Annotated in this window: 12 protein-coding genes; 3 read left to right on the top strand and 9 right to left on the bottom strand. The window is 38.3% G+C overall.

All coding sequences use genetic code 11. The features are described from left to right. Nucleotides 1-37 precede the first annotated feature (37 nt). The 4 genes from HN459_08310 to HN459_08295 all read right to left on the bottom strand — a co-directional run bounded on the left by HN459_08310 (nucleotide 38) and on the right by HN459_08295 (nucleotide 13211). Complete coding sequence (locus tag HN459_08310; protein ID MBT3479448.1) at nucleotides 38-10267, bottom strand: T9SS type A sorting domain-containing protein; 10230 nt, start codon at nucleotides 10265-10267, stop codon at nucleotides 38-40. 35 nt (nucleotides 10268-10302) lie between these two features. Beyond that, nucleotides 10303-10821 carry a hypothetical protein gene (locus HN459_08305; protein MBT3479447.1) on the bottom strand — a complete coding sequence of 173 codons (519 nt, stop codon included), beginning with the start codon at nucleotides 10819-10821 and terminating at the stop codon, nucleotides 10303-10305. Next, a complete protein-coding gene (locus HN459_08300) occupies nucleotides 10818-12209 on the bottom strand; it encodes a hypothetical protein (protein MBT3479446.1) in 1392 nt (463 codons plus the stop codon). The genes HN459_08305 and HN459_08300 overlap by 4 nt, the downstream gene beginning before the upstream one ends. Nucleotides 12210-12359: 150 nt before the next feature. Next, nucleotides 12360-13211, bottom strand: coding sequence for a hypothetical protein (locus HN459_08295; GenBank protein ID MBT3479445.1), 852 nt, complete (start codon nucleotides 13209-13211; stop codon nucleotides 12360-12362). 177 nt (nucleotides 13212-13388) lie between these two features. Here HN459_08295 and HN459_08290 point away from each other — a divergent pair, with 177 nt between their 5' ends. Both HN459_08290 and HN459_08285 read left to right on the top strand, forming a co-directional pair. After that, nucleotides 13389-15728, top strand: coding sequence for a hypothetical protein (locus HN459_08290; protein MBT3479444.1), 2340 nt, complete (start codon nucleotides 13389-13391; stop codon nucleotides 15726-15728). A 16-nt stretch (nucleotides 15729-15744) separates the two neighbouring features. Further along, nucleotides 15745-16980 (top strand): carboxypeptidase regulatory-like domain-containing protein, encoded by a 1236-nt coding sequence (locus tag HN459_08285; GenBank protein MBT3479443.1) that lies wholly within the window; start codon nucleotides 15745-15747, stop codon nucleotides 16978-16980. Here the strand turns inward: HN459_08285 and HN459_08280 are convergent. From HN459_08280 to HN459_08260, 5 genes are all read right to left on the bottom strand, one after another. After that, nucleotides 16955-17758, bottom strand: coding sequence for an SDR family NAD(P)-dependent oxidoreductase (locus HN459_08280; GenBank protein ID MBT3479442.1), 804 nt, complete (start codon nucleotides 17756-17758; stop codon nucleotides 16955-16957). The genes HN459_08285 and HN459_08280 overlap by 26 nt on opposite strands. Then, nucleotides 17759-19030, bottom strand: a complete 1272-nt coding sequence (locus tag HN459_08275; GenBank protein ID MBT3479441.1) for a choice-of-anchor D domain-containing protein — start codon at nucleotides 19028-19030, stop codon at nucleotides 17759-17761. Beyond that, nucleotides 19027-21984 (bottom strand): T9SS type A sorting domain-containing protein, encoded by a 2958-nt coding sequence (locus HN459_08270; protein ID MBT3479440.1) that lies wholly within the window; start codon nucleotides 21982-21984, stop codon nucleotides 19027-19029. The genes HN459_08275 and HN459_08270 overlap by 4 nt, the downstream gene beginning before the upstream one ends. Nucleotides 21985-22091: 107 nt before the next feature. Beyond that, on the bottom strand, nucleotides 22092-23480 hold the full coding sequence (locus HN459_08265) for a M20/M25/M40 family metallo-hydrolase (protein MBT3479439.1): 1389 nt from the start codon (nucleotides 23478-23480) through the stop codon (nucleotides 22092-22094). Then, nucleotides 23481-23999 (bottom strand): hypothetical protein, encoded by a 519-nt coding sequence (locus tag HN459_08260; protein MBT3479438.1) that lies wholly within the window; start codon nucleotides 23997-23999, stop codon nucleotides 23481-23483. 11 nt (nucleotides 24000-24010) lie between these two features. Between HN459_08260 and HN459_08255 the strand changes: the two genes are divergently transcribed. Then, the gene (locus HN459_08255; protein ID MBT3479437.1) at nucleotides 24011-26461 is read left to right on the top strand and encodes a M1 family metallopeptidase; all 2451 of its coding nucleotides are present in this window, start codon (nucleotides 24011-24013) and stop codon (nucleotides 26459-26461) included. Nucleotides 26462-26603 lie beyond the last annotated feature (142 nt).

The raw sequence follows: 26603 nt of genomic DNA, 5'->3' as shown, positions 1-26603 counted from the left end.
GGGGCTTTAAATATTAAGTTTATTTTTTGTTTAATCATCACTTCAATAGAACGAGTTTCTTTGTTTTTGAAAATTCTTTCGTTTTTAACCTATAGAAATATACCCCACCTGATAATTGCCTGCCATTTTTATCCAACCCATTCCAAATGGTTTTATAAGTCCCCGGAGCTTGGTTCTTTTTAACCAAAACAACCACCTCATTTCCAAGCACATCATAAACGGTTAAGTTCACCTTTGTCTGATAAGGTAATTGATATTGAATCTGGGTGATTGGGTTAAATGGATTTGGGTAATTTTGACTTAAAGAAAATGATTCCGGCACTTGTACAAGATTGACCTCTTGCTCCCCTTCTGATATCACATTTTGCCCGGCACTGTAAAACACATACGATAAAATAACAGGTGACTCATTATTCTCAACCTGCCCCATATCAACCCGAATCGGTTTTAAATCAAATTGCTTAAGAGACCCAATCTCGTAAATGGCTTGACCTGATTTTTGTTCATTCCTTGATAAAATTATTTCAGAATCATTTGTCGCATTGGCATTTGAAAAATTGAGCGTTACATTTTCTGAATCATATTCAAAAAAGAGTTGGGCTGTTTTCGCGCCAATCGGTGGTTGAATTTCAAATCCATTCATCCGCATTGAAATAACCGGTTTCTCTGCCGTATTCAATCGGAATAATTTTGCCAGGCCATGGTGGGCTACAGACCAGCCCCAAAATCGACCAAATACCATGGCATCATCCAAATCATAATCAGAATTTCCATCAATAACCATATGAGGATACAAACCCTGGGTTGGGCCCAATTCGAATTCAGAATCATTACTTTTCCAACCGGAAACCAATTGATTTAAATCTAACACATTGATTTTCATATCCATATTATAATCCCCTAATGGAGGTGTATAATAATTTATAATATAATCATCAGCCGCACGCCCAGCAGAATCCACCATGTTGGTGATGGTAATTTCAATTGTATCTAAACTTACCAGCGGCGGGTCAATTGTTATTGTTAATTCTGTCGCCATTGAATCCAAGGCATAGTTAAAACCGGTAGTATGAAAAGATTTCGAATCAACACTGTATGATTTGACCGGTTCCGAAAATTCAAATTTTATCTGGCTGATTTTACTTGTATTTACATTGGACATATTTAAAATTGACCCCTCTTGCGGAGTAACACTGACAATAGTCGGCTTACCCAAGTGAGGATCTACAATAAAACCATCACTCGACTTTACAGACGATTCATTCCCTGCTTGATCAACAGCTTGAACTAAAAAGAAAATTTCTTCATAAAGCGGCAGCGTAATTGTTTTACTAAATGTTGAATCAATATTACCTGTATTCACCCAATCCATTAGATCTGTGGAATAATCTTTGGATCCCAATGCAATATTATAAGAACTCACCACACCCAAACGATCGATAAATCCATGCCAGTTACCAGCGACGGATAAGTTACTCTCTACATAATCTACATCTTCGCCAAGACCATCGTTGACTATACCAACTTCTGGCTTCATACCGTCAATTATTATTCCGTCACTCACTACAATTTCTGAAGTATTCCCCACTTTATCTTCCGCTGAAATACTTAAATAATAAGTTCTTCCTTCAATAAGAGAAAGAGGATTGTACTGAATAGTATCCTGAAGTCCGAGGTATCGCCAGTTTACGGTGTTACTACCTCCGGGATATGTGCCTAAGGCAGCTTTAATCTGGGAGATATTATCGAGATCTTCATTCAATGTCCAGGATCCAATATACATATTTTTAGAAGATTGGTAATCCATATCTGTAATACCATCCTTCGTACCATCTACAACATATTTAATGCTCGGCGCTAAGCCATCATAAGTAACAATTAAGGCAGCGGCAACATTCACATCATTTACATTGGCAACATTATGACAAACATTTTTAGGTATATTTATTGTGATGTCACCCTCGGCACTAGGGACAACTTCGAAGAAATAATTTTTATTTCCACCAGAGAACGATTGGCCCGTTCCACCGCTAATCTCAATATCACTTAATGTAAAATCAGTGACGGAAGTGCCAAAGGAAACTTCAATAGGAATAGCGCGACTGTTTGTTGGATTAGCAATGGTCGTGATATAAGTTTGAATTTGTCCATAAACAGTAGTGAATGCACTGGATGCCGGCAGCAATATATTCCCTGTTTCATCCCTTAAATTTTTAACAGAAACAATATAATCCTCAGCATAATACAAATAAACTTTTGGATCAATTGTATACACTAGCCCATCAGTGCTGTTAGTTAAATCATATGCTACATTGAATCGAGTACGGTTCGGATTATTGGTTTGAAATACTATGTTTGAACGAATACTCGCCAGTGTAGGTCTACTGCCATCTAAATGAAAGATCGGTTCACTGAATGTTAAAACTATATTGGTATCTACGGCCACATCGGTGGAACTATCTGCCGGTGTTATGGCAACCATTGGTAAGGTCATATCTCTGATGGTGAAATTCCATGTATCCTTATCCAATATACCGGTTGATAAGTTTCCACGACTATCTGTTACTACAGCATTACCAACAATTACATAATAAGAAGATAAACTATTAAATAATCCATCAGGATTAACAATAAGACTATTTCCACTGATGGTAATTTTTGAATCATCAATTTCTATTTTCTCAAATTCATTATCCGCTGTGTATTCATAAATGATGAAGTAGCCAGGATTAGTAATAATATTTTCATCAAATTTTATAATTAAATTTTGATCGCCAGTCACGTCAATACTATTGTCCGGTGGAATAAGACTAACTATGCTCGGCCCCTTTAAGGTGTCATCTGTGGTGGTAAAAATACTGCTCCCCACATAACCTACATTATCGGATGTATCTTCAATCTCGCTCGTGATGGCCGCATAAATTGCTTGTTGGTAATCAAAGTCATTTCCGGGATCTACAGTGATTACTGTCATTGTTTCATTAATGGTGGCATCAAAGGATAAATCTTCTCCATCCGCATTGCCTTTTTTAAGAACAACAACATCATCAATTGAGCTATCTGTAAACTGGAGATTTGAAATCTTTCTTATCGGTTCATTAAAGGTGATTATGACTGATTTATTTCGTGGCACATCCACGGATTTATCCTGTGGATCAAATATAGCAAATGGCCTTTGCGTATCCTTGGCAGTGAATATGACGCTGTGAGCGCCTACGATATTATTGAGGGAATCTTCTGTACCAGCACCTAGACCAACATAGATGGACTGTTGGCTAGTAAAATCAACATAAGGGTCAATGGTTATCATTACCATTTCTTCGCTGATCACTGCATCGAAAAGGAGATCTTTTCCGTCACCATTAGTATCTTTTAGAGTTATTAAGTCATCTACGCTCACATTGGAAATTCGATCATTATTCAAAAGTCTTACCGGCTCAGTAAATGTAATGGTAATGTTGCTTTCTACACCAACATTTACATCACTATTAGCAGGGTTGAACGCCACCAAAGGAAATTGATCAGACTGAGAGGTGAATACTGCAAAAGCAGGGCTAATTAAATTTCCCACAGTATCTTCCACAGTTTCGCCAATGCCCACATAAATATTTTGCTGATGTCTGAAGTAATCCACCGGATTTACGGTAATAATTGTTTTGGATGAATTGATTGAGGCTGTGAAGCCCAATACACTTCCGGTTGAATCTGTGTCCCGTAAGTCAATGATTGTATCCAAAGCAGCATCAACTAAAACTTGATTATTTTTTAATCGTATAGGTTCGCTAAATGTTAAAGTAATATTTGAATTGTAAGCGACTCCTGTATCACCGTGAGCTGGATTAAATACGACCGTTGGTGGATCCACATCTGCGACTATAAATGTAATACTTGAATCGGGAGTGGCATTATCTAGAGAATCTTCTAACGTTGATCCAATAGCAACATAAACTGTTTGAAGACTTTGAAAATAATTAGTGGGATTAATAGATATAATCTTTTTATTTAAACTAACCGTAGCTTCGAATGGAATATTATCGCCACTGATATTTGTATTCTTCAGAGTTAATAAGGCATCTATATTATCATTTGTTATGGCACTATTGTCTGTATGGCGAACTGGTTCAGAAAAAGCAATGGTTACATTACTTCCAATTCCGACTCCCGTAGCATCTTTCCCTGGAGAAAAAACCATAATGGGTGGCGCAAGGTCATTCAATGGTAATGGGCCCGTTGTTTGGGCTGTACCCATAGCCAGAGCAGCTATGTCAAATATTGATGACCCATTGGTTGGTTTAAATGCAACTGTCTCAACACCATTTGGTGTACCAGTGATACTTAGATTGAGCCGAATTATTGTTTCTCCACCTGCCAATGCGGTGCCATCAGACTTACTAATACCCGTGACTGAAACTGCTGTAGCGGTTCCGTTATTTTGATTAAAAACCATATTGAAATCGGAAACTTCTAAAGCGCCCGAATTACCATTTGTATTATAAACTGCTTCACTAATTGAAATAAGTACATAACTATTATCATTTGCAAGAGAGCCGCTAACGATTCTAGGGGCATCCACATTGGCAATAGTGAAAGTAGTACTAGATGCACTGATGGCATTGTCAGATACATCTTCAACAGATGAACCAATTGCAGCGTAAACAACTTGAGAAGAAGTAAAATCACCGGTGGGATTCATGGTAATTATGGTGTATCCGCCGCCGCCATCAGAATTCCATACAGCGCCATTAATTGTACCATCATTAGCGCTTGCACTGCCATCATCCGCTACAGAACCAGATCCATCATTTAACTTCCAATAACCCATTATATTCCCGGAAGAAGTATAATTTCCTGCGTCGGCTAAAGTATTGAGAGGCGACCCTGAATTATATAGTGCAGCAACACCAGCAGATGAAACCGTACTATTCCACACAGCAACCTCTCTAATATTACCTTTAAAATAACGAGAGTCTATTGTGTTAGCTCCAATGTTGATTTGAGTTGGTGAGGACAATGCCATTGTATTGGTAGTTACCAATGAATTCTCTAATGCACCATTCACATAAACAGAAATTGTACCAGTGGCTTTCTCACGAGTCGCAACAACATGATGCCAATTGCCATCGTCAATCGAACTTGTGGATAAAATAGTTTTGTCTGATGTTCCCGTACCAAATGAAAATTTTCCATTTAGGATAGATGTTCCAAAATCCATTCCCCATCCTGCAACATCGGCATAAACGATACCCAATCCTTGATAAAACCTTGAACCAGTTCGGGAAGTTGTTGTTTTGACCCATGCCTGAATTGTGAAATCGTCCTGTATCTGCCGTTCAACAATTACATAATCGTCGTTACCATCAAAATAAAGTGACCCCACACCACCGGCAGAACTCACTGTAGCATCGAAGCTAATATCGCTTCCATTAATATCGGAATCTTTTAAAGTCAACAGTGCATCCACATTGGTGTCGGTAAGGTCCGTATCGTCTATATTTCGGACCATTTCGGCGAAAGTAAGCCTCACATTTGAAGCAGGTGAAACACCCGTGGCACCGTTGACCGGATTCCATATATAAGATGGTCCTTGTGTATCAATAGTTACAAAAGAGGCATTGCCTCCAGAAATTGCATTGTGCGAAACATCCTCAACCGTAGAACCAATCGATACATATACAGTTTGAACGGAACTGAAGTTGCTTACAGGATCTATTGTAATTACTGTTTTAGCTGTATTAATCGTTGCATCAAAAGAGATATCACTGCCGTTTCCATCCGTATCTTTAAGTGTAATTAGGGCATCAATATTGGTATCAGAAATTCCTGAGTCATCTATTAACCGTACAGCTTCAGAAAAAGTTATCGTTACGTTATTATTGATGGCCACACCTTGCGTTCCATCCGAAGGAGAGAAAGTAATCGTTGGTGCAATAATATCTGCAGTGGTAAAAGTAGTATTGGAAGCGGAATTAGCATTGTCTGAAAAATCTTCTACTTCCGTTCCAATGGCGGCATAAACCGTCTGATTGGAACTAAAATTACTGACAGGGTTAATAGTGATAACCGTATTACCACCGGGGGAAATAGTCGTCCAAGATGCGCCACTGATTGTACCATTGTTTCCTATACTGCTGCCATCAGCAACGGTAGAACCGCTGCCTTCATTAAAACCCCAATATCCAACGAGAGATCCGGAAGATAAATAGTTGCCTGAGTTTGAAGTTGATAAAATAGGACTTCCTGAATTATATAGTGAAATAACTTCATTGGAAGTCAACGCGCTATTCCAAACGCTTATTTCATCAATTAATCCATAAAAATATTCGGATAGACCGTATCCATCGTTTCCAATAATAAAATTTCTATCACTAGATGTAGAAGCGCTGGATGTGACAGTTCCAACCAAAGCACCATTTAAATACATGCTAACCGACGAACCGGACCGCGTTATTATGACATTATTCCATACATTTGGTGATACTTGGGCATTACTGGAAAAACCATCCACACCAATCCAAGATGATAAGTAACCATTCGGACTAATTTGAACCTCATAATTTCCAATTTCTCGTTTACATAATATTTGCTGGGTGGTTCCTAGCGCATTTGTATTAAACCATACTGAAAATGCATAATCACCGGTACCAAAATCCAAACTTCCATCCGAGGGATCCGAAATTTCAACATAATCATTTATTCCATCAAAACTCAAAGCAGATCCGCCACCACTTACAGTCGCATCAAAAGGAATATCACTTCCACTGGCATCAGTATTTTTAAGTGTGATGAGTGCATCCACATTGATATCTGTAAGGCCAGAATCATCCGTATTCCTCACCGATTCATTAAACGTAAGTGTTACATCACTTGAAACTGCAACATTGATTGAGCCGTCTGTTGGCACCCAAGAAATTGTTGGGCCGACAGCATCTAATGTGGCGAATGATGCATTTGCGGCAGAAATGGCATTGTCCGCGCCATCTTCAACAGTGGATCCTATAGCTACGTAAATTGTTTGGCTCGAAGAAAAATTACTCGAAGGTGTGACAGTAATTAAGGTTTTGGCCGAATTGATTGTAGCGTCAAAACCAATGTCAGCACCGCTGGAATTATCCAATTTTAGTGTAATAAGACCGTCAACATTAGAATCGGTGAGTACACTATTATCCGTGTTACGGATAGCCTCATTGAAGGAGATTAATACATTCGCGCTCAGAGAAACACTGGTCGCACCATTGACCGGAGAAAAGGTTACGGTGGGCGGCGTATTATCTATTGTAATAGAAAGGGCTGTAGTCGCGGCACATATACCTGTCCCTAAATCAACCGATGCTAGGTTGTTACCCATTTCACCGGAACCGTCACCGATTGTTGTATTATTTCCTATACCCAGTTCCCCAGCTAAATTAAAACCAAAAGCCTTGACAGTACAGTCGTCTAAAATAACGGACGTATAATCAGAGCCGCCTGATATGCCTAGAACTACCCTTCCCGTGCCTAAATCTATTGCAGATAGGGCATCGCCCATTTCGCCCGCATTATCACCTATATTATTGGTATTGCCTTGACCTAACTGACCACGGTCATTTAATCCCCAAGTTTTAACCTTACCATTATCCATAATTACTGTTGTATGGTTATATCCCGCATCTATAGCGATGGCGGTCCGGCCCGTTCCTATATTTACTGAGGGTAGATAACTTCCCATTTCATTAGAAGCGTCACCTATGTTGCTATTATGCTCCTGACCCAATTGACCATAGTTGCCTCTTCCCCACGTTTTAACAGTACCATCATCCAAGATTACAGCATAATGATATTCGCCAGCGGTGATTGCAATGGCAGTCCTTCCTGCGCCCAAGTCCACAGCTGCTAAATTATCGCCCATTTCACCCGGTCCGTCACCCAATCTATTGTTATGCCCCTGACCTAATTCGCCATATTGATTCAAACCCCATATCTTTACTTGTCCATTATCAAGAATGACGCCAGTACTATTACTACCAGCAGCGATGGCAATGGCAGTCCTTCCTGTGCCCAAGTTAACAGCAGAAAGATTATCGCCCATTTCACCCGATCCATCGCCTAAATTATTTTTATGGCCTTGCCCTAATTGTCCATAAGAATTTCGTCCCCATGCTTTAACATTGCCATTATCAAGTATGACAGCTGTATGAAAAAGACTTACAGCAACAGCTACCGCTGTTCTTCCTGAACCCAAGTCAACAGCAGAAAGATTGTCACCCATTTCGCCTGACCCATCTCCCAAATGATTTGTATGCCCTTGACCTAATTGCCCAAAGGTATTTTTACCCCAAGCTTTTAATTGGCCATTGTCAAGAATGGCTGCTGTGCTATTTCCCACTGCAACAGCCGCCGCTGTTCTTCCTGAACCCAAGTCAACGGTAGAAAGATTGTCACCCATTTGACCGGCGCCATTACCAATAGTATTGTTATGCCCCTGTCCGGTGGCACCAAAAACGTTAGATCCCCATCCTTTGACACTTCCATCAGTAAGAATGACATTTGTCGTATAATAACCACTTGATATTTGGTTATTCAATTGCCCCGGAATCAGCGTTCCCGTAGTAAATGTTGAGCTTTTGGCAAGTATAGGATTGTTTTGAAGATCCTCAACAGTAGCACCAATGGCAACATAGATGGCTTGACTTGTTGCGAAATTGACAACTGGATTAATAATAATGGCTGTTTTAGCCGCATTAATAGTGGCATCAAAAACGATATGGGTTCCAGTTGCATCTGTTTCTTTTAACGTAATTAAAGCATCAACATTTGTATCGGTAATTCCAGAATCATCTAGATTCCTGATTGCTTCATTAAAATGAATTATAACATTGGTTGTGGGGGCCACATTGGTAGTACTATTATCTGGGTCAAAAGTTATGGAGGGGCCGCTAGATATGGGTGTTAATTTTGTAGCTGGACATTTTCCTGTACCAAGATCAATGGCTGATAAATTATCACCCATTTCATTGGCGCCATCTCCAATATTAGCCGTGTTACTTTGACCAAGTTGACCTGCATTATTTAACCCCCAAGCCTTAGTACCACATAAGTCCAAAATGACAGACGAATGCAAATAACCAGCTGAAATGGCTGTGGCTGTTCGACCGGTACCTAATTCAACGAAGCCCATTTGATCTGATGCATCGTTACCGATATCATTGGTATGTCCGAATCCTAATTGCCCATAATTATTCCAACCAATCCCTGTAACAGTACCATCGTGTAAAATTGCGAGCGAATGATTTGCACCGGCGGCAACTGCCAATGCTTTAATATTATTGGCTAAAGTTGGAAGTGCATCACCCATTTCACCTGCGCCATCACCCAAATTATTGATATGCCCATATCCAAGTTGACCTCTATTATTATAACCCCAAGCTTTAAGGGTGCTATCATTTAAGATTGCAATAATATGATTTGTCCCAACAGCAATATCGATGGCTGTTATACTTGTACCAAGATTAACAGCTAAAAGATTATCACCCATTTCATTGGAATCATCCCCTATAGAGTTAATATGCCCTTGGCCTAATTGTCCAAAAGTATTTTTACCCCATACTTTTACGGTACCATCATCAAGGATAACGGCTGTATTTCCTCCACCCGCAGCGAGATAAACCGCCGTTCTGCCTGTACCCAAGTTAACTGTAGAAAGATTACTGCCCATTTCACCGGAGTCATCGCCCAATTGGATAGTGTTTCCTTGACCTAATTGGCCAAAAGCATTTTGTCCCCACACTTTTATGGTACCATCATCTAATATCACAGCTGTATGGTTATCTCCAGCCGCAATGGCGACGGCCGTTCTACCGGTTCCCAAATCTACTGCAGAAAGATTATCACCCATTTCACCGGCACCGTCTCCAATGTTATTGGTATGGCCTTGCCCCAACTGACCATAGGTATTATTACCCCAAGCTTTAACACTCCCGTCATCAAGAATAACGACTGTATGATTTGCGCCAGCTGCAACCCTAACAGCTGTTCTGCCAGTACCTAAATCAACTATAGAAAGATTATCACCCATTTCACCGGCACCATCACCCTTATTTAGAGCATCTCCCAATCCAAGCTGACCTGATAAGTTTGACCCCCAAGTTTTCACCGTGCCGTCACTAAGGATTACGGCTGTATGATAGTCTCCGTTTGCGATATTGCCTTGGGCGGTAGTTTGCCCTACAGATGATGCAACAAGACCCAACATAATAATTCCATAAAATGATAATTTTAAATTTTTAATCATAGTTGATTTGTTGTTTTTTTTCTTTCATAAATAATTTAGCGAGCATCAATAATAAAATATCCAAATGTGTTCATTAGAATTCCACTATTACCAGCATCAACAACGCGGGATTCATCTGAAATAATGAGCTTAGATTTACCTTTTTTTAAGGTTTTAAACTCAACTGAAACGACCACGCCACTTCCGTTTACCGATTGCGTAACACCTTCCGGTAGAAAAACAGTATAAATATCTAAATAGGACCCTTCATCCTCTACAATTATCAAAGGTTGATTTGCGTTTTTAAAAAACTCGCCTGCCACTACATCTTCAATAGAAACATATTTCGGATCATACTCCATTTTAATATGTATGCCGGCGGCACCATTAATTTGAAGAGCTTCAATATCTACCCAGGACGATGTTCCAGACGGAACTTTTTTCAGAAACGGGTCAAACAAAAGCGCTGGTGGATCAGCATCCCCAAATTCATTAAAATCAAATTCCGGTACATCGCAAGCGATGAAAAGGGTGAAGCAAAAACAAGTGATTATTTTAAAAGCAATTTTCATCATGGCAAATTAACACTCAAAGTTATTAAGGGCGCATTTAGGTAAGGATTATAATTCATTCCCATTTTCATATTAAGGGCTCTGTTCCAAGGTAAATCATCGCCTTTAGGTTTACCGAGCTTATATGCATTATATATATTCAAAATCCATGCTGTTGCAATAATTCCTGTAAAAGTCTTTATTTGGTTATTGTGCCACTCAACATCCTTAACAGCTCGCCGGACCTTCTTTTCTGATGTGAGCATATCAACTGAATTATTCTGTTTCAAATAATTATCATTATACAATTCATAAGACCAGTCATAGGCGCCTGAATATTCACTATAATTATAAAGTATCATACCTACGCCAAAGGCTACCGTTCCAAAATACAATCTAGCTGCTTTCTTCTTTCCAACTGAGAGTTGCCCAAGACCGGGCACTATGGTGGATAACACCATGGGTTTATAACGATCTGATTGCAACATTTCCATCATGGTTGGCCCAATAATTTTCCCCTTCCTTGCAGAGGTCAAAGATTTGGGCGGTTTAAGCCCCATGATATCCCATGCTAACAGCCGTATCTCAGTAACCAGCCCATCAACAGGTCCTTTATAGGTAATGTCTCTATTCGCTTTCATCATACCCGTAACAGTTGAAAATAATTTGATTATAATATTATATTTGTCACCATCCTTGGTTATTTCGCCACCGATGACATATTGGGAACCGATTACAGCACCATTATCTTTGGCACATTCACTATTTAAACAGGGCGCAAATCCCCAACCTTTGGATTCAAGCATTATTTTTTTAATGTTTGAACGAGAGATTGAAACCACTCTCCCCGTTCTATCGATCTCCGTTCCAAATTCATCTGTGAGTGATGCCGCTTCCATTTGGATTATACCAATACCATTAAAATCCATAACACCGATTGTGAACTTTTCCCCCGTATTGATACCCATTTTTCTTGCCATAAGTTCAGGAGGTGGCTTTAACCCCATTATTTCATATGCTAAAAACTCCATGATGGTGAGCACACCTTCTACTGCACCTGTATAAGTGGCGCCAATACTTCGTTCAGAAAGTCCTGTTTCTACCAAAATTATTTCAGTCTCTACAGAATATAGATTTCCAATTTGGGTGATGGAACCATCGATGACAAATTTTGCTCCAAGGACTTTACCAAATTTATCAGCGCAATTATCAGCAATACACCCACCTTGGGCTTTGGCAGCGCCCTGAAGTGTTTTTATAGTTTCGGTACGATTATCTATCGTATAGAGATTTATATTATCAATTTCGCTACGAAACCGATCAGTTAGAATTAATACTTCATTTGTATCCAACCCAATGGATTCAAATTCCAAAATTATAATATTATTTTTACCTTCTTGAGATAAACCCATAGAAGGAACTGAGATAAATAATATAAATGGTATGAATAATTTTTTCAAAATGAATGTTGCCTGCACCGCATTAACGGCGGACTTAAATTAATATAATTCTATAACAGTATTACCATAAAATGTTGACCATGTGATTTACTTCACAAATATCTAAAAACCGAACACATAAAATAATTGAAACACGGGCATTTTATCTATGGCCATTTTAGGTCCAAGCACTTTGCTCTTTTCTAATTCCCAATTTTTTGAATTATAGAAATTTTTATAATATCCCAATCGACCTTCAATTGACATCGCTGCGGTCAAATAATACCTCGCCCCTACCATACTTGAAAATCCAAACCAATTCTTAGACATTATACCGCCAATTACTAAACTTACATTTTCATTATCTTTATCGAGGTTTTTTAGAAAATCATCCCAATCCTTCGAAGTGGCGCTGGCCGTGAGTTCAATAGTTCCTTTATTTAACATAGGCGCTAAAGTAAAATTCAATTCCAATTTTTCACGGGGAAAGAAGAAAGTCTCGATACTTAAAACGCGATAAGTCAGGGAACGACTAAAATTAGATTCACCAATCGTACCGGTGTGAAATGAATGGGATTGACTGTACCCAATTCTGGCGTTGGGATAAAATTGATATTTAACACCCCAATCCATTAGAATGTTGCGGTTGAATAAATTCATACTTGGGATAACGTCGTTCGAATCTGGATCGAGTCCCACCAATCCAGGATTATAAAAACCGCCTCCGAGATAAAAAGATAACTTTGGTTGGGCAGATATGCAGGAAATGACACCTACAAATAGGGTGATTCTGAAAACCGATTTGATAAAGATTTCCCGTGCATAGATTGACGGCAAACCTTTTTTGGGTAAGGTTTTTTGGCGTGCAGAAAATTGCACGCAAAGGTGTGACTGTTTTTTGGGAGTATTTTTATTCATTTGGTATGTGGCGTTATACCATTCTTTATCTGCTCCCCAGACAAAGAAATTCCGCATCTATTACTTAATGAGGAATTTCATATAATTCCGCTATAATAAACAATAATTATTATTAACCTCAATTAACACTGATTGTTTACTCTTTCGCCATTGATTTTTCATATTTTTCATAAACACTTTGTGTTATAAATTTGCACTTACTTCTTTTAAGTGATATAAAATAAATCAACCAAAATGAAAAAAATCTTCCTTATTATAATTATTTTATATGGTTGTGGCCCTGAGCTACAGTCCGTTATCCATAGAGATGAATTCAATCGTGTTGTTTTAGAGGGGGAATTAAAGGGCGAATCTGATACGTTATGGACTCACATCTATACCTATCACCCACTAAAATTGGCAGAAAATTCATCGCTAGTTGACACTGCAGAAAATATATCCGTCGATGACGATGGCGGACTTGTATGGGGGGAAGAACCACCCTCACCTTCCCCCAGCGATACTCTTCCAATCGTTGATGCGAACATTTCTCAATTGGACTCCCTTCAAATCCCCATTGACATTGACACCGTGAGAGCTTCGTTATCCATTTTCACAAAGACCAAACCTGATGGAGAATGGAAAACGTGGTATCCTAACGGTATACTCAAAACAACTTCACATTATTCAAAAGGAATTCTATCTGGAGGATTTTCATATTATGACAGTACTGGCGTATTAATCCAAATAGATACTTACATCAAAGGAAAAAAGAATGGTCTTTCTACGTTCTTTGTAGATGGAGAAATAATAATCCATGAGAAAACCTTTAAGAATGATAGTTTAGATGGAGCTTGGACTACTTGGCATTCAAATGGGAGCCGCGAGGTAATACGATTATTCAAAAAAGGAAAACCTATCGGTAATTGGATATTTTCTAACCGTGGCGGAGAATGGACTCGAGAAGAACAATACAAGAAAGGAATTGCCCATGGTATATGGACATTCTTGGATTCTGCCGGGGTTAAAGCGCATCAATACTATACGAATGGAAAACTCTTAGCTGAATACAAAGAAACAAAATGGGCAAATGGCCAATTAATGGAGATCCCTTCATTTAAAAATGGCCTCCCCCATGGTACTTGGAATGGGTATTGGGCAAATGGAAAAACACGTTATTCTTTAAATTATAAGAATGGAGAAAAAAATGGAAAAGAAATCCGTTATGACTCAACAGGTGTAATCTTATTAAAGATTAGTTATACCAAAGGTCTCAAAGAAGGAATTGCGATCGAATACTATAAGAATGGAAAAATAAAACGATCCGCCAAATACAAAAAAGGACAACTAAATGGTAAGACCAAACTCTTCAATAACTTTGGCATTAAGACAGAAACCATTACGTATAAGGATAGTCTCAGAAACGGAAATCATATCTACTGGTTTCAGAATGGACAACGATATAAACAATTTGAATTTATCAATGACGAATTGAATGGTGAATTTGGCGAATGGGACAGCTTAGGGCTTAATATTGTAAATGGATTTTATTATGACGGTCACCGTCATAATAAATGGCTTTATTTTGATACCAAAGGTCGTCGGGATAAATATATTTTTCTAGATATGGATTCAATCAACACGGATTATATTTTTAATTATTATCCGAACTGGCAAATAAAAGAGGAACCTAGTTTTAATAATGATGGGCTTTTTGATGGTAATTGGAAATCTTTCTATCAAAGTGGAGAGCTATTGAAAAAATATGGTTATAAAAATGGACTTAAGAATGGTGTTTGGCTATCGTATCATGAGGATAATCGACTCAATAACTACAAGTATTTCAATTCGGATTCTTTGGTCACAGATTACAATTATCAATATTATAAAAACCTCCAAATCAAGGAAATGCCAAACTTTAGCGAGAATGGCCTTTATGATAAAAAATGGATATCATTTTTTAATAATGGAAAAACATGGAAAACGTATCACTATAACAATGGAATAAAATCTAGCATATGGACGGTATTTAGAGATTCTACCTACAATACGCATACAGAAACAATGTATGGAGATGATAAACGAAACGGCTCGTATTTTGAATGGTATTTAAATAACAATCCAAAAGAAGAAGGTTCTTATAAGAATGATAAAAAAGATCTCTTATGGACCTATTGGAATGAATTTGGAGAACGACGATTTGAGGAATGGAACAACGGCGAATTAAATGATACTTTTGAATTCGAGTATTATCAAAATGGGCAAGTCAAGGAGGAACCATCTTACGAGAATGGTAAAAAACATGGCGAATGGGTTCGGTATTTTCCTGACGGCACAGTAGGTGGAACCAGATCGTACAAAGAAGGTCTTAAAGATGGTATTTGGATTGATTACTATCGATCAGAGCAAATTGCATTTGAAGGGAAATATAAAGCAGATTATAGAACGGGTGAATGGAATTGGTATTGGCTGAATCGGACACTTATGAATAAGTCGATTTATGACAATGGCAATCCTACATTTGAAGAATGTTATGACCGCACAACAGGAAACATTAGAGATTGTTCAAAAGTTGTTATTCCATCAGATTTTTAATCAATAAGACATCGAAATGAAATACATCATTTCTATTTCATTTCTTTTCGCTCTCTCCTTTTGTCAGGAGGAGACGTTCACCATTCATGGTAAGGCAGCTTTTGCCCATGGGGTACTCATCCCCGATGCCAAAGTCATGCTTTTAGATACTACCCAAAAATTAATCCAGAAAACAAAAACTTCTAAAAAGTTTTTAAAAAAATACGGTGGTGGTAAATTTGAATTTTCTAACGTGCCACCCGGTGAATATATTTTATCCATAAGCTTTGAGACACGTTTAAATTTAAAAACTAGAATTACGCTAAAAAATATAAATTTAGACTTGGGAGTTATTTATAACAAGATCCCGTTCCCTAAATATGACATCACTGAATATCCCGTTAGTGATATGAAATATATGCGCCCCATTCCAACAGAGCCCATCCCGGAGGATACCATAAATATTCGCCATATATTGGTTGAATTAAACGGGCAGGCGAATACCGTAATTGTAGATTCTATCACCCAAGATTCTGTCTATTATACACAAGTCAAAGATTTAGCACAAAAGTCTATAGACCTTTACAAAGTTTATCTTATTTACAACCATTTTGGAAAACCCATATTTCAATCGCGATCGTTAAAAAATAGAATGAGTGACTTACAAAAAAGAGATGGATACATTCTTTTACATAGCGGTGATAGTGTACAGTACAATATGATTTATTTTGGCGAAGGACGGATTGGTCCAGAAGCGGCAACCTTTCAATTGAACGACGATACAACGATGAAAGCAGTTTATTACTCCTTGTATGATATTTATAAAATAAAATCAGGCCCCTCCTATTTGGGCAATTCAGTACGAAAAGGGTTTATTACTGGATCAATCGGCATTGGGAGCGTTATTGCACTTCAAATGTATCAAGCTAAATCATTCACGCCACTTTCATATTACACCCCAGACTTCTCCCCCATTCGCCGGGAAACGGGGCAATATTTTTACCCTGCTATAACCACTTTATCACTTTGTGCCATTGGCTGGATAGCATACGATTTATATAAAGATAAACGGACAAACTATATGGTGCCTAAATATGAAAAGAAACCATTCCCTCGAAATATGTTTGTCTTTTCTCTATCGGAATGGATGTGGAAAAAGTCACAGCCAGTCATTCGGCCTATTATGAATAGTAAGCCTGTGAAATGGTGGACTAATCGAAAATTAAGAAAGATAAAAAAACAGGCGACTAAAAGGAAATCCGTTTCCGGCTGAGCGCCGGTACCCCAAACCAGCGAACGATTTTATCCGCCAGTTTCCATGAAATTTGTCCCAAGGCTAACAATGGACGAATTGGCCCAGAATTCACAATAATTTCACAGGAACCTTTTTTCAGAGCTTTTATGACTGCATCAGCAACCTTTTGTGGCTTTGATGATCCCAATAAAGGAGGAGGATCAATTTGACCATCATTAAACATACCAGCTTCTGAAATAAAACCTGGGCAGACTACCGAAATATCAATGGGTGAATCGTTATATTCTTGGCGCATGCCATCAGCCCACATGAGCAATCCAGCTTTCGAAGCAGAATATATTGAATTATAAGCCACACCTTTTTTCCCTGCCAAGGAGGAAATATTTATGATATGCCCCTCACTATTATCTAACATTCTAGGCATTATTGCACGCGACAACTCCAATGGACAGTGAAGATTTATATTTAGAATAGACAATATTTCTGATTTCTGGATGCGGTCATAATGTTGGTAATGTTCAATCCCGGCATTATTTACTAGAAATTGTATTGGACCATGATTAGACCAGATGTCCGCCACCAATCCCTCTAATCCATCAATGTTTGAAAGATCAAATGGAATAATTTGGCATGAGCCCCCTGAATTCTCAATGTCTACTTTTGTTTCCTGAAGACCCGCTTCGGACCTGGCAACGGCAATTATATTTGCTCCATGCCTAGCCAGCGTTTTTGCGATATAGGTTCCAATGCCACGGGAAGCACCCGTAACTATGGCAGTTTTGCCATTTAGATCCAATTAAAGAGAGCCTGAGAGTGCTTGGATAGCTGCCAGAAGTGTGGCTGGATTGGTAGAATGGGGAGAGTTTGATGGATCTAAAATATTCATTTGTGCAGCAGCTTCTGTATATTTGCCTAAATAGTAATAAGACTGAATAAGAGCCATACGCACGTCTTTATGATCCACAGAAGTTTTATGGATAAATTGGTAATTTTGATCTTGATTTAGTAAATCTAATGCAGCGGATACAACAGTGTCATAAACTTCAACAGATCCACCAATCAATGCACCGCTTATGGCTTTCCCTGCAAGGCAATCAAGTTTGCTCCTTCCAGAAATTTTAGATCCATAATCATTTATTACATTTACAAAATCTATAAAGGCGCCTTTTCCATGGTCATTCATGCTTTGATCAAACAATGTTCCCCAACCTCGACCATACATGGCTTCACCATATACGCTATCATAGGTTGCGTGAATTCTTGCTTTATTCATTGCATCCTGAAATTTTTTCCGACTGTCATTATAATTTTTGTTCTCAAATTGAGTCCACCCTTCAGATATCTTAGACATAATTATACTTGATTCATCCATAATTCCAGTCAATTGTATATTTAGTGGATTGGATTGAACAGAACTATTATGGGTAACCTTTAACGATTTGGTTGAACTTGCCAGTGTAGGTGTAAAACTAATGGAAACAGTCTGGGATAGGCCTGGTGCAATAGTCAATGAATTATTACCACCTATAACAGAAAAATCACTGGATGGAATTGATAATGCCAATTCTAGGTCAAATCCTGAAGAAGCATTGTTTGTAAAAATTAAATCTAAATCTTTTGTTTCACCGGACTTAACCATGCCGAATTCCAGCTTAGTTTGATCAAGTGAGAATGATACTGGAGCAACACCTTCTCCGTAGAGATACATTTCACTAAATGCATAATCATTACTCACAGATATTTTTGCATTATATTTTTGGGCAGAAGTAGGTCTAAACGTAATGTAGATTTCTTTTGATTCATTTTTTTGAAGCGTTAACACACCGCTAAAGTCCATGATAAATGCAGGTGAATCCAATATTATAATTTCTCCTATAAAAGCTTCAGATGATTTGTCTGTGTTTTTAACTCGGATCTTTTGTGAGACTGTTTGGCTTACCTCAACTTTTCCATATTGAAACTCCAAAGGTTCAAAAAGAATTTCAAAACGTGGATCCTTCTTATCTTCACATGCTACAAAAATTAACAAGGACCCAACAATGAGATGAATTGTTCTACGAAAAATCATCTTGAGATAATCATTTTCTTTGTTTCAGAAAAGTTACCTGCATTCAGCTGATAAAAATAAAGACCGCTACTTACTGGATTTCCTAATCCATCTACACCCTTCCAAAAAATATTGTACCGTCCGGGCGACTGTTCACTGTTCACAAGTTGGATTAATTTCCTCCCAAGTATATCATAAATCACTAGAGATACATGCCCACTCTCAGGAAGATCATAATGGATACGAGTTTCCGGATTAAAAGGGTTTGGGTAATTTTGTTTCAGTGCATATTCTGTTGGAATTAGGCTTCCTAATTCGACGGCTAATGGCATCCCACTCCCACGGGGAATCAATGTGTAATGACCTAGATGGGTACCAACACCAATAATTGATGTACCATCATTTGAAACAAAAGAGCGAATCTCCCGCCAAACTTCACCATCCCAATAACCAATAGATACAAACTCAGGGTCTAAACCGTTTAATAAGAGCGAAATAGTGGCGCCTGCATTCAGTTTTTTACCCGCAGGACCCACTGTATAAATTGATCCTAGATTAAACTTATTGGCCATTCGCATTTTTTCAGTCCCCGGACCAATGGCATCTTTTCCAGCAATCACATAAATATCTTCGTCCAAACTATTCTCAGGAATTGACATAATATAGTTTCCATCCCGGGAAGAAATATCACCACCCACTTGGGATGATGTGAAATTCACATTATATTTGAATGTTGTATCAATGGTTGCCCTACCATACCGCATGGTTCCTTTTACATTTATATCCAGGGTTCCCGAGGTATTTAATTTGAACTGTTCTATCATTAACAATGAGTCATTCGATGCAACCGGATTTACTTCTAATACCGATTCGAAGCCTGCATTGTTGGCCGTTACGGTCATGTGATCTGAACTCATAACAGAATTTCCTACAACATAAATTTTCATCACATCCGAAAATATTGAATGCTGCATATAACCAGCTTTTATTTCAGGAACCGTTGAATCGGCTATATAAAAAGATGCCCGAAACATATAATTCCATCCGTCGAGCGATTCACCTCCGATTGAAAAATTATTCATAGGATCAAGACCACCGCTACTATTATAGTTAAAGGCATAAGTATAATTTTCACCATTAAGATTCTTATCCATGGCAAAATAAGTACCCACAGAATCATCTTCAACAATACCAATTACAATTGGGCCTAAATTGGATAATTGCTCCTTATAAGGAGTTAAGTCAATTCTTGTCCAATCACCCGTTAATGAGGCCCTTGAGGTTGACCAAAGAATGGGTGACACGACATCTGTTACAGTTCCATTCGCATCACTCATTTCCCAGACGTGAATATAAAAATCTTTATCCGCCGATGCAGGCGTTCCTGATCCAGAAAATTCTTGATCAAATGCCATAATAACTTTCAACTCCACCAATTGATTGGTGGCCATTTTTGGGTCAAAGGCTACACCCCAGCCCGATCCTTCGAAATTATTGCCCCATCCCAAAAATCCGAATGAACTTCCATCGGATGTGGTGAATGAATCAGCCGTACCATCATCATGGGCAATTTCTTCAAATCCTGTCCATCCAGATGCATCCGTACCTTCAGATGCATAATCATAATTGATGGATCGATTTTCTGTACTAGCAATAATAAATAATGCGCTGTTTACTTTTAAACTGTCATGATAAAGTAAATGTTTTGTCCCATTTGATAGAGTGTTGACTACAACGGTTGAATCATTGAATTCTAAAGAGCGAAAATTGGGCGAACCGCTACTGGTCGTATTGAAAGTTATTTCCATCGAATCTGCTGAAGATTCATATGCGATATAATTGGCGCCATAATCCTTAACAGTATTCCCAGCAGCATCCACTTTCCCGGATAAATGTTTGGCGGTTAATCGTGCGCGCATGGGCATCCATTGGTCATATCCAAACTTTGGGTCGATCAATTTGTTATGAAGATAATTGGCTGTGAACCAATTAACAAGCCACTCCTTATGAGTAAGACCGGTGCCATAATTTGTCATCAACTGATCGAATGCTTGCCAACTTTGTTTTGGATTACCTCCAGCATTCATTTGAACAAAAGCTTTGATGGATGCATCACCAAGTTGCTCCACAAAATAGAGGACAAATAAAGAAGCCATTGAATAATTGGCCGCACTCCCATCCCATGTCCAGCCCATTTGATCTGCTTGATTCAAATAATGGGCATGAGAAATATAATCACCACCTGAAATAATTGTGGCCATTTCACTGAGACCTTCATTGAATTGAACCGTTTCATAAGTATCATAATTATAATGGATTAAATGTTGTAATTCGTGAGAGAGGGTACCTTCTGTATATGAAACACTAGCGTAGGAATCGATGTAGACAATATCCCTTTGATTGCTACCGGTACCTGTTGTTTGATCCAATCCGTAAAAATAACCACCGGCTCCTGAAAAAATATCGGTAAAAAGGAAATCAACAATACCATCGCCATCATAATTAGGTGGTGAGCCAAAATATTCTAATTCAAGATCGTAAATACCTTTTGTAGTATCCCGAGATCCTAAAGGAGTGTTGCTTTCTAAAAGTGTAATGTACTGAGAAGCCAAAGAGGACGAAATATTGTTTGAAGAACTGATCTTACTTGTGTCGGCCCAAATGGCCGTGTGGTCACCTTTGGCTAATAATTCAGCAGAAACCTCTTCAGATTTGGTCCCACCCTGATCGTCATCGACAATCACCCAAAACTTTTGAATTGTGCCCACGCTTGTAGTTTTATTTAGAGTTGGTGGTGCAAGCATTCGGTTGTAAACATCAGGATAATACCGTTTCATTTTTTCTAAATGCGCTTTTGTGAATTCATTCGTCAATGTTGGTAATGCGCAAAGCGGTCGTTCGGGCAATGTATCTATATAGTCAATAGGTCCCGATTGAATAGTCGCACGTGATTGCTGAGCCCATGAAATGGACATTAAAAGTAATAATGTAAATTTAAGTGTATTATGTTTCACAATGAGTGTCTTATAGAATTTTAAATTAGGGCTTTCGTGTTTAAGGAACCAAAGTAAATAATGATTAACTACCGAGGTAGACGCTCAGGCATATCCGCCACAACATAGGCCATCACCGCCATGGTAGCTACACAACGGTTAAATTCATCTTTATCCAACTTATCCCATGTATCGGCATTAGTATGGTGGTACCAAAAGTATTTTGATCCTTCAACTTTCAATCCCATACCAGGGACACCTTCCCGCATGATTGGTCCAATATCGGCGCCGCCGCCACCTTTAATCATAATTCCCGATTCAATAGGATATAATAATTTTCCAATATCAGTAAGAATTTTAAAAGCATCATCGGAACCGGTAAAGCCAAATCCTTTCGGTTTAAAGACACCACCATCTGATTCAATTGCTAAGATATGATTATTCAGATTGTCCATGTGAGCATCACGGTATGCATTACCGCCCCGCAGACCATTTTCTTCATTTGTCCACATAACTACTCTTACTGTTCTCTTGGGTCGCAACCCCAACTCTTTCATTAATTTTACTGCTTGCCATGCGGCAACACAGCCACCACCGTCATCCATAGCGCCTTGCCCCACATCCCAAGAGTCAATATGGCCGCCCATGACTATTACCTCGTCAGGGAACTCAGTGCCTTTAATCTCTGCTACCACATTCCGAGATGGCGTATCATCTTCAAAATGTGCTTCCATTTTTAGATTTATTTTGACGCTTTGTCCCCGTTCAATCATTCTTGCAATCATAGCTGCATCTTCAACAGTGATTGCTGCGTGAGGAATTTTCTTTACGCCATCTTCATAACGCATGCCGCCAGTATGGGGCGTATTCATTGAATATGGCCCAACTGAACGTATTATACTTGCAACAGCACCTGCCTTTGATGCAGCGATTGCGCCACCGGAACGATACTGTACAGTTTTACCGTAATTGGTAAAAGGAACATTGAATAAAACTATTTTCCCTTTTGCTTCAGATGATCTATTTACTAAATCATCAAAACTATTCATAACAACAACTTCTCCTGTAATACCCTCTTCTGGCGTTGAGATACTTCCACCTAGGCCAAGCATATGAAGTTCTTTTTTCCATGGAGATATCATATACGCCGATTCCTTTCCGCGGACCCATTTCGGAATCATTACTTTTTCACCATGGACGTCGTGCAATCCATCGGACTTCATTTCTGCTAAAATCCAGTCAATAGCTTTTTCAAGATTATCCGTTCCACTAAAGCGTGGCCCAAAGGTATCACATAATTCCGCAAGTCTATTAAATCCTTCTGAATCCACAAGGGCTGCATCAATCAATCTTTTACTATCAATCTCATATTTTGAAGCAATGGGCCCCAACCCATCCGTTATTTTATCAGATTTTATTTGTGGAGGATTACAAGCAACTAATGCAATAGACAAAATTGATATAATTATATTTCTCATTTATTTATCTTTCTTTTGAAATTGAATTTTTTTAAAAACTTCAGTTTTATGGTTCATGACAGTCTGTATTTGACCATCCTTTTGAAAATGTGAAATGTTCAGCTGATCGGTAAAATTTGGAATAAATATTGTATTCAGAATATTTGCTGTCCAAAAATCATCCATATTTTTAATTTCGAGGTAACACCATGTTATATCATTCTCTATTTCTTTACCAACCCATTGAAATGTAACCTGCTTATTATCCAATGATACAATTAAATGTTCACTCAAATAATCAAAAATCAATGAATCAGTTTTTATATACTCTCTTTTCGACCCCAGTTTTATGGGAGGCAATCTTTTCGATTCTATAACATTCTCAAGATCTTCTGTAAATAGTTTCATGGTAATTTCAATAGTATGTGATTTTCGATTCAATTGGAAGGTGGTAATGCTCACATGAAATGGATGGCTCCACACAAATGGAATAATCACCAACCATATCAAAATTCCTTTAATATGAATATTTTTCAACATAATTGAAGCTGATGTTATGTAATTTCGTTAACTTTTTTAAACATAATAATTTCAATCCAAAAGAAATATTAAAGGGGGATTCATTGAAACAATTTAAGTTTTCCATCATACTCAGCTTTGTCATAAGTACTATTTTCGGACAAGTTGAAGATAAGTTTAAACAGCTTGATCAACAAATCGCTACACCTAATATGTATAGATCTGCAGCAGGTTATCCTGGTCACGGGTATTGGCAAAACCGTGCAGATTACGTGATTGATGTTACCCTCGATGACGAAAAACAGCGGATCGAGGGATTTGAGACAATTACTTATACCAATAATTCTCCCGATGACCTAAACTATATTTGGATTCAACTCGACCAAAATGTTCGTGCCAAAGATTCTGATACATATAAGATTACGACTGGAAGCATGCGGGACAAAATGAGCTTTTCGTCCATGAAACCGGGATTGATCGTCGGCGATGCAGATGCGAGCCCAATTCTGAATGAGTTTGACGGAGGATTTAAAATTGATAAAGTAATTGCTAAAGGAGGAAGAAAACTAAAATACACCATCAACAAAACCATGATGCGGATTGACCTTCCCAATACGTTAAAATCCGGCGATCAAACAGATTTTTCAATTAAATGGTGGTATAATGTTCAAGATAGAATCTTTTTAGGAGGCCGTCCAGGATATGAATACTTTAAAGACGATGATAATTACCTTTATACTATTTGCCAGTGGTTTCCTCGATTGGCAATGTATAATGATGTATACGGCTGGCAGAATAAACAATTTTTAGGCCGTGGCGAATTCACACTTAATTTTGGCAATTATGAAGTCAATATTACCGTACCTGCAGATCATGTTGTGGCGGCTACGGGTGAATTACAAAATGCAAAATCTGTTTTAACCAAAGAACAGCAAAAAAGATTTAAACAGGCTAAGACATCCAAGAAACCTGTCTTAATCATAACTCAAGATGAAGCAACTGAAAATGAAAAATCACGCTTGAAACGTACTAAAACATGGCGCTTTAAAGCTGAAAATGTTCGCGATTTTGCATTCACCAGTTCACGAAAATTCATCTGGGATGCTATGGGTGTTAAAATGGGCAAAAGGACTGTCATGGCTATGTCCTACTACCCCAAAGAGGCCAATCCTCTTTATGAAAGATTTTCCACGAAAGCAGTTGCCCAAACCTTAATAACCTATTCCAAATACACATTTGACTACCCCTATCCAGTGGCCATTTCTGTTGAAGCCGCCAATGGAATGGAATATCCGATGATTTGCTTCAATTATGGGCGCCCAGAAAAAGATGGTACTTATTCCGATCGCACCAAGTATGGTATGATAAGTGTAATAATTCATGAAGTGGGACATAACTACTTCCCCATGATAGTCAATTCTGACGAACGGCAGTGGACATGGATGGATGAAGGATTAAACACTTATCTTCAATACCTCACAGAGCAGGAATGGGATAGGGACTATCCCTCGCGACGTGGGCCGCCAAAAAATATTGTTTATTATATGAAGGGTAATAAAAATAGCATTAGTCCCATTATGACCAATTCCGAATCCATTTACCAGTTTGGTAATAATGCTTATGGCAAACCCGCCACTGCATTGAACATATTAAGGGAAACGGTTGTTGGTCGAGATTTGTTTGATTTCGCTTTTAAAGAATATGCCCAATCATGGATGTTTAAACATCCAACACCATCAGACTTTTTCCGCATTTTAGAAAATGCTTCAGCCGTCGATTTAGATTGGTATTGGCGTGGCTGGTTCTATGGCACCGACCCTGTAGACATCTCTATTGATAAAGTGTCATGGTACACATTGAATTCCAAAGACCCAGAAGTTGAGTTTCCTTTAAAGAAAGAAAGGAAAGAAGCTCAACCACGACAAGCCTGGCAAATTAATAATGAACGTGACATTAGAAGAACTCTGGTGGAAAAAGATAAATCCGCCAATGATTTTTACAATAAACATGATCCATTTGAAGTGACAATTCTTGATAAACAGGATTATGAAAAATATATGGAAAATCTTGACATGACAGAAAAAGAAATATCCATATATGAGTCCAATTTAAATTATTACGAAATTGACTTTTCTAATGTTGGTGGATTGGTAATGCCAATCCTGCTTCAATTCAATTATGAGGATGGAACAACATCTGAGTTCAGAATCCCCGCTGAAATTTGGCGTATGAACCGTGACAAAGTAACCAAAGTTTTTGCTACCAAGAAAAATGTAGCCACCTTTCAATTAGATCCCCATTTAGAGACAGCGGATATTGATATGGTGAATAACCATTGGCCTAGAAAAATGATTCCGTCAAAGTTTGAATTATTTAAAAGAAAGCAAAAGTCTCGCGGACAAGGTTCAGGTGGGAATAAAATGCAGCGTGCTAAAAAAGCAGAAGAAGCACAAAAAAAGAAAAACGATAGTTCTGAGGATTGAACTAGTTCCTTTTAAATTTATATAATAAAAAAGCCCCGCAATAATGTGGGGCTTTTTTTGTTTCAATATTAATTGAACGGAATTATTCGCCAGCGACAGATGCTTTTCTGTAATCGGTGACTAGTTTTTTAATTTCGCCAAT

It is taken from the genome of Candidatus Neomarinimicrobiota bacterium (assembly GCA_018647265.1).
Lineage (GTDB): Bacteria > Fidelibacterota > Marinisomatia > Marinisomatales > TCS55 > TCS55.
This window is presented reverse-complemented; position numbering and strand designations above follow the sequence as displayed.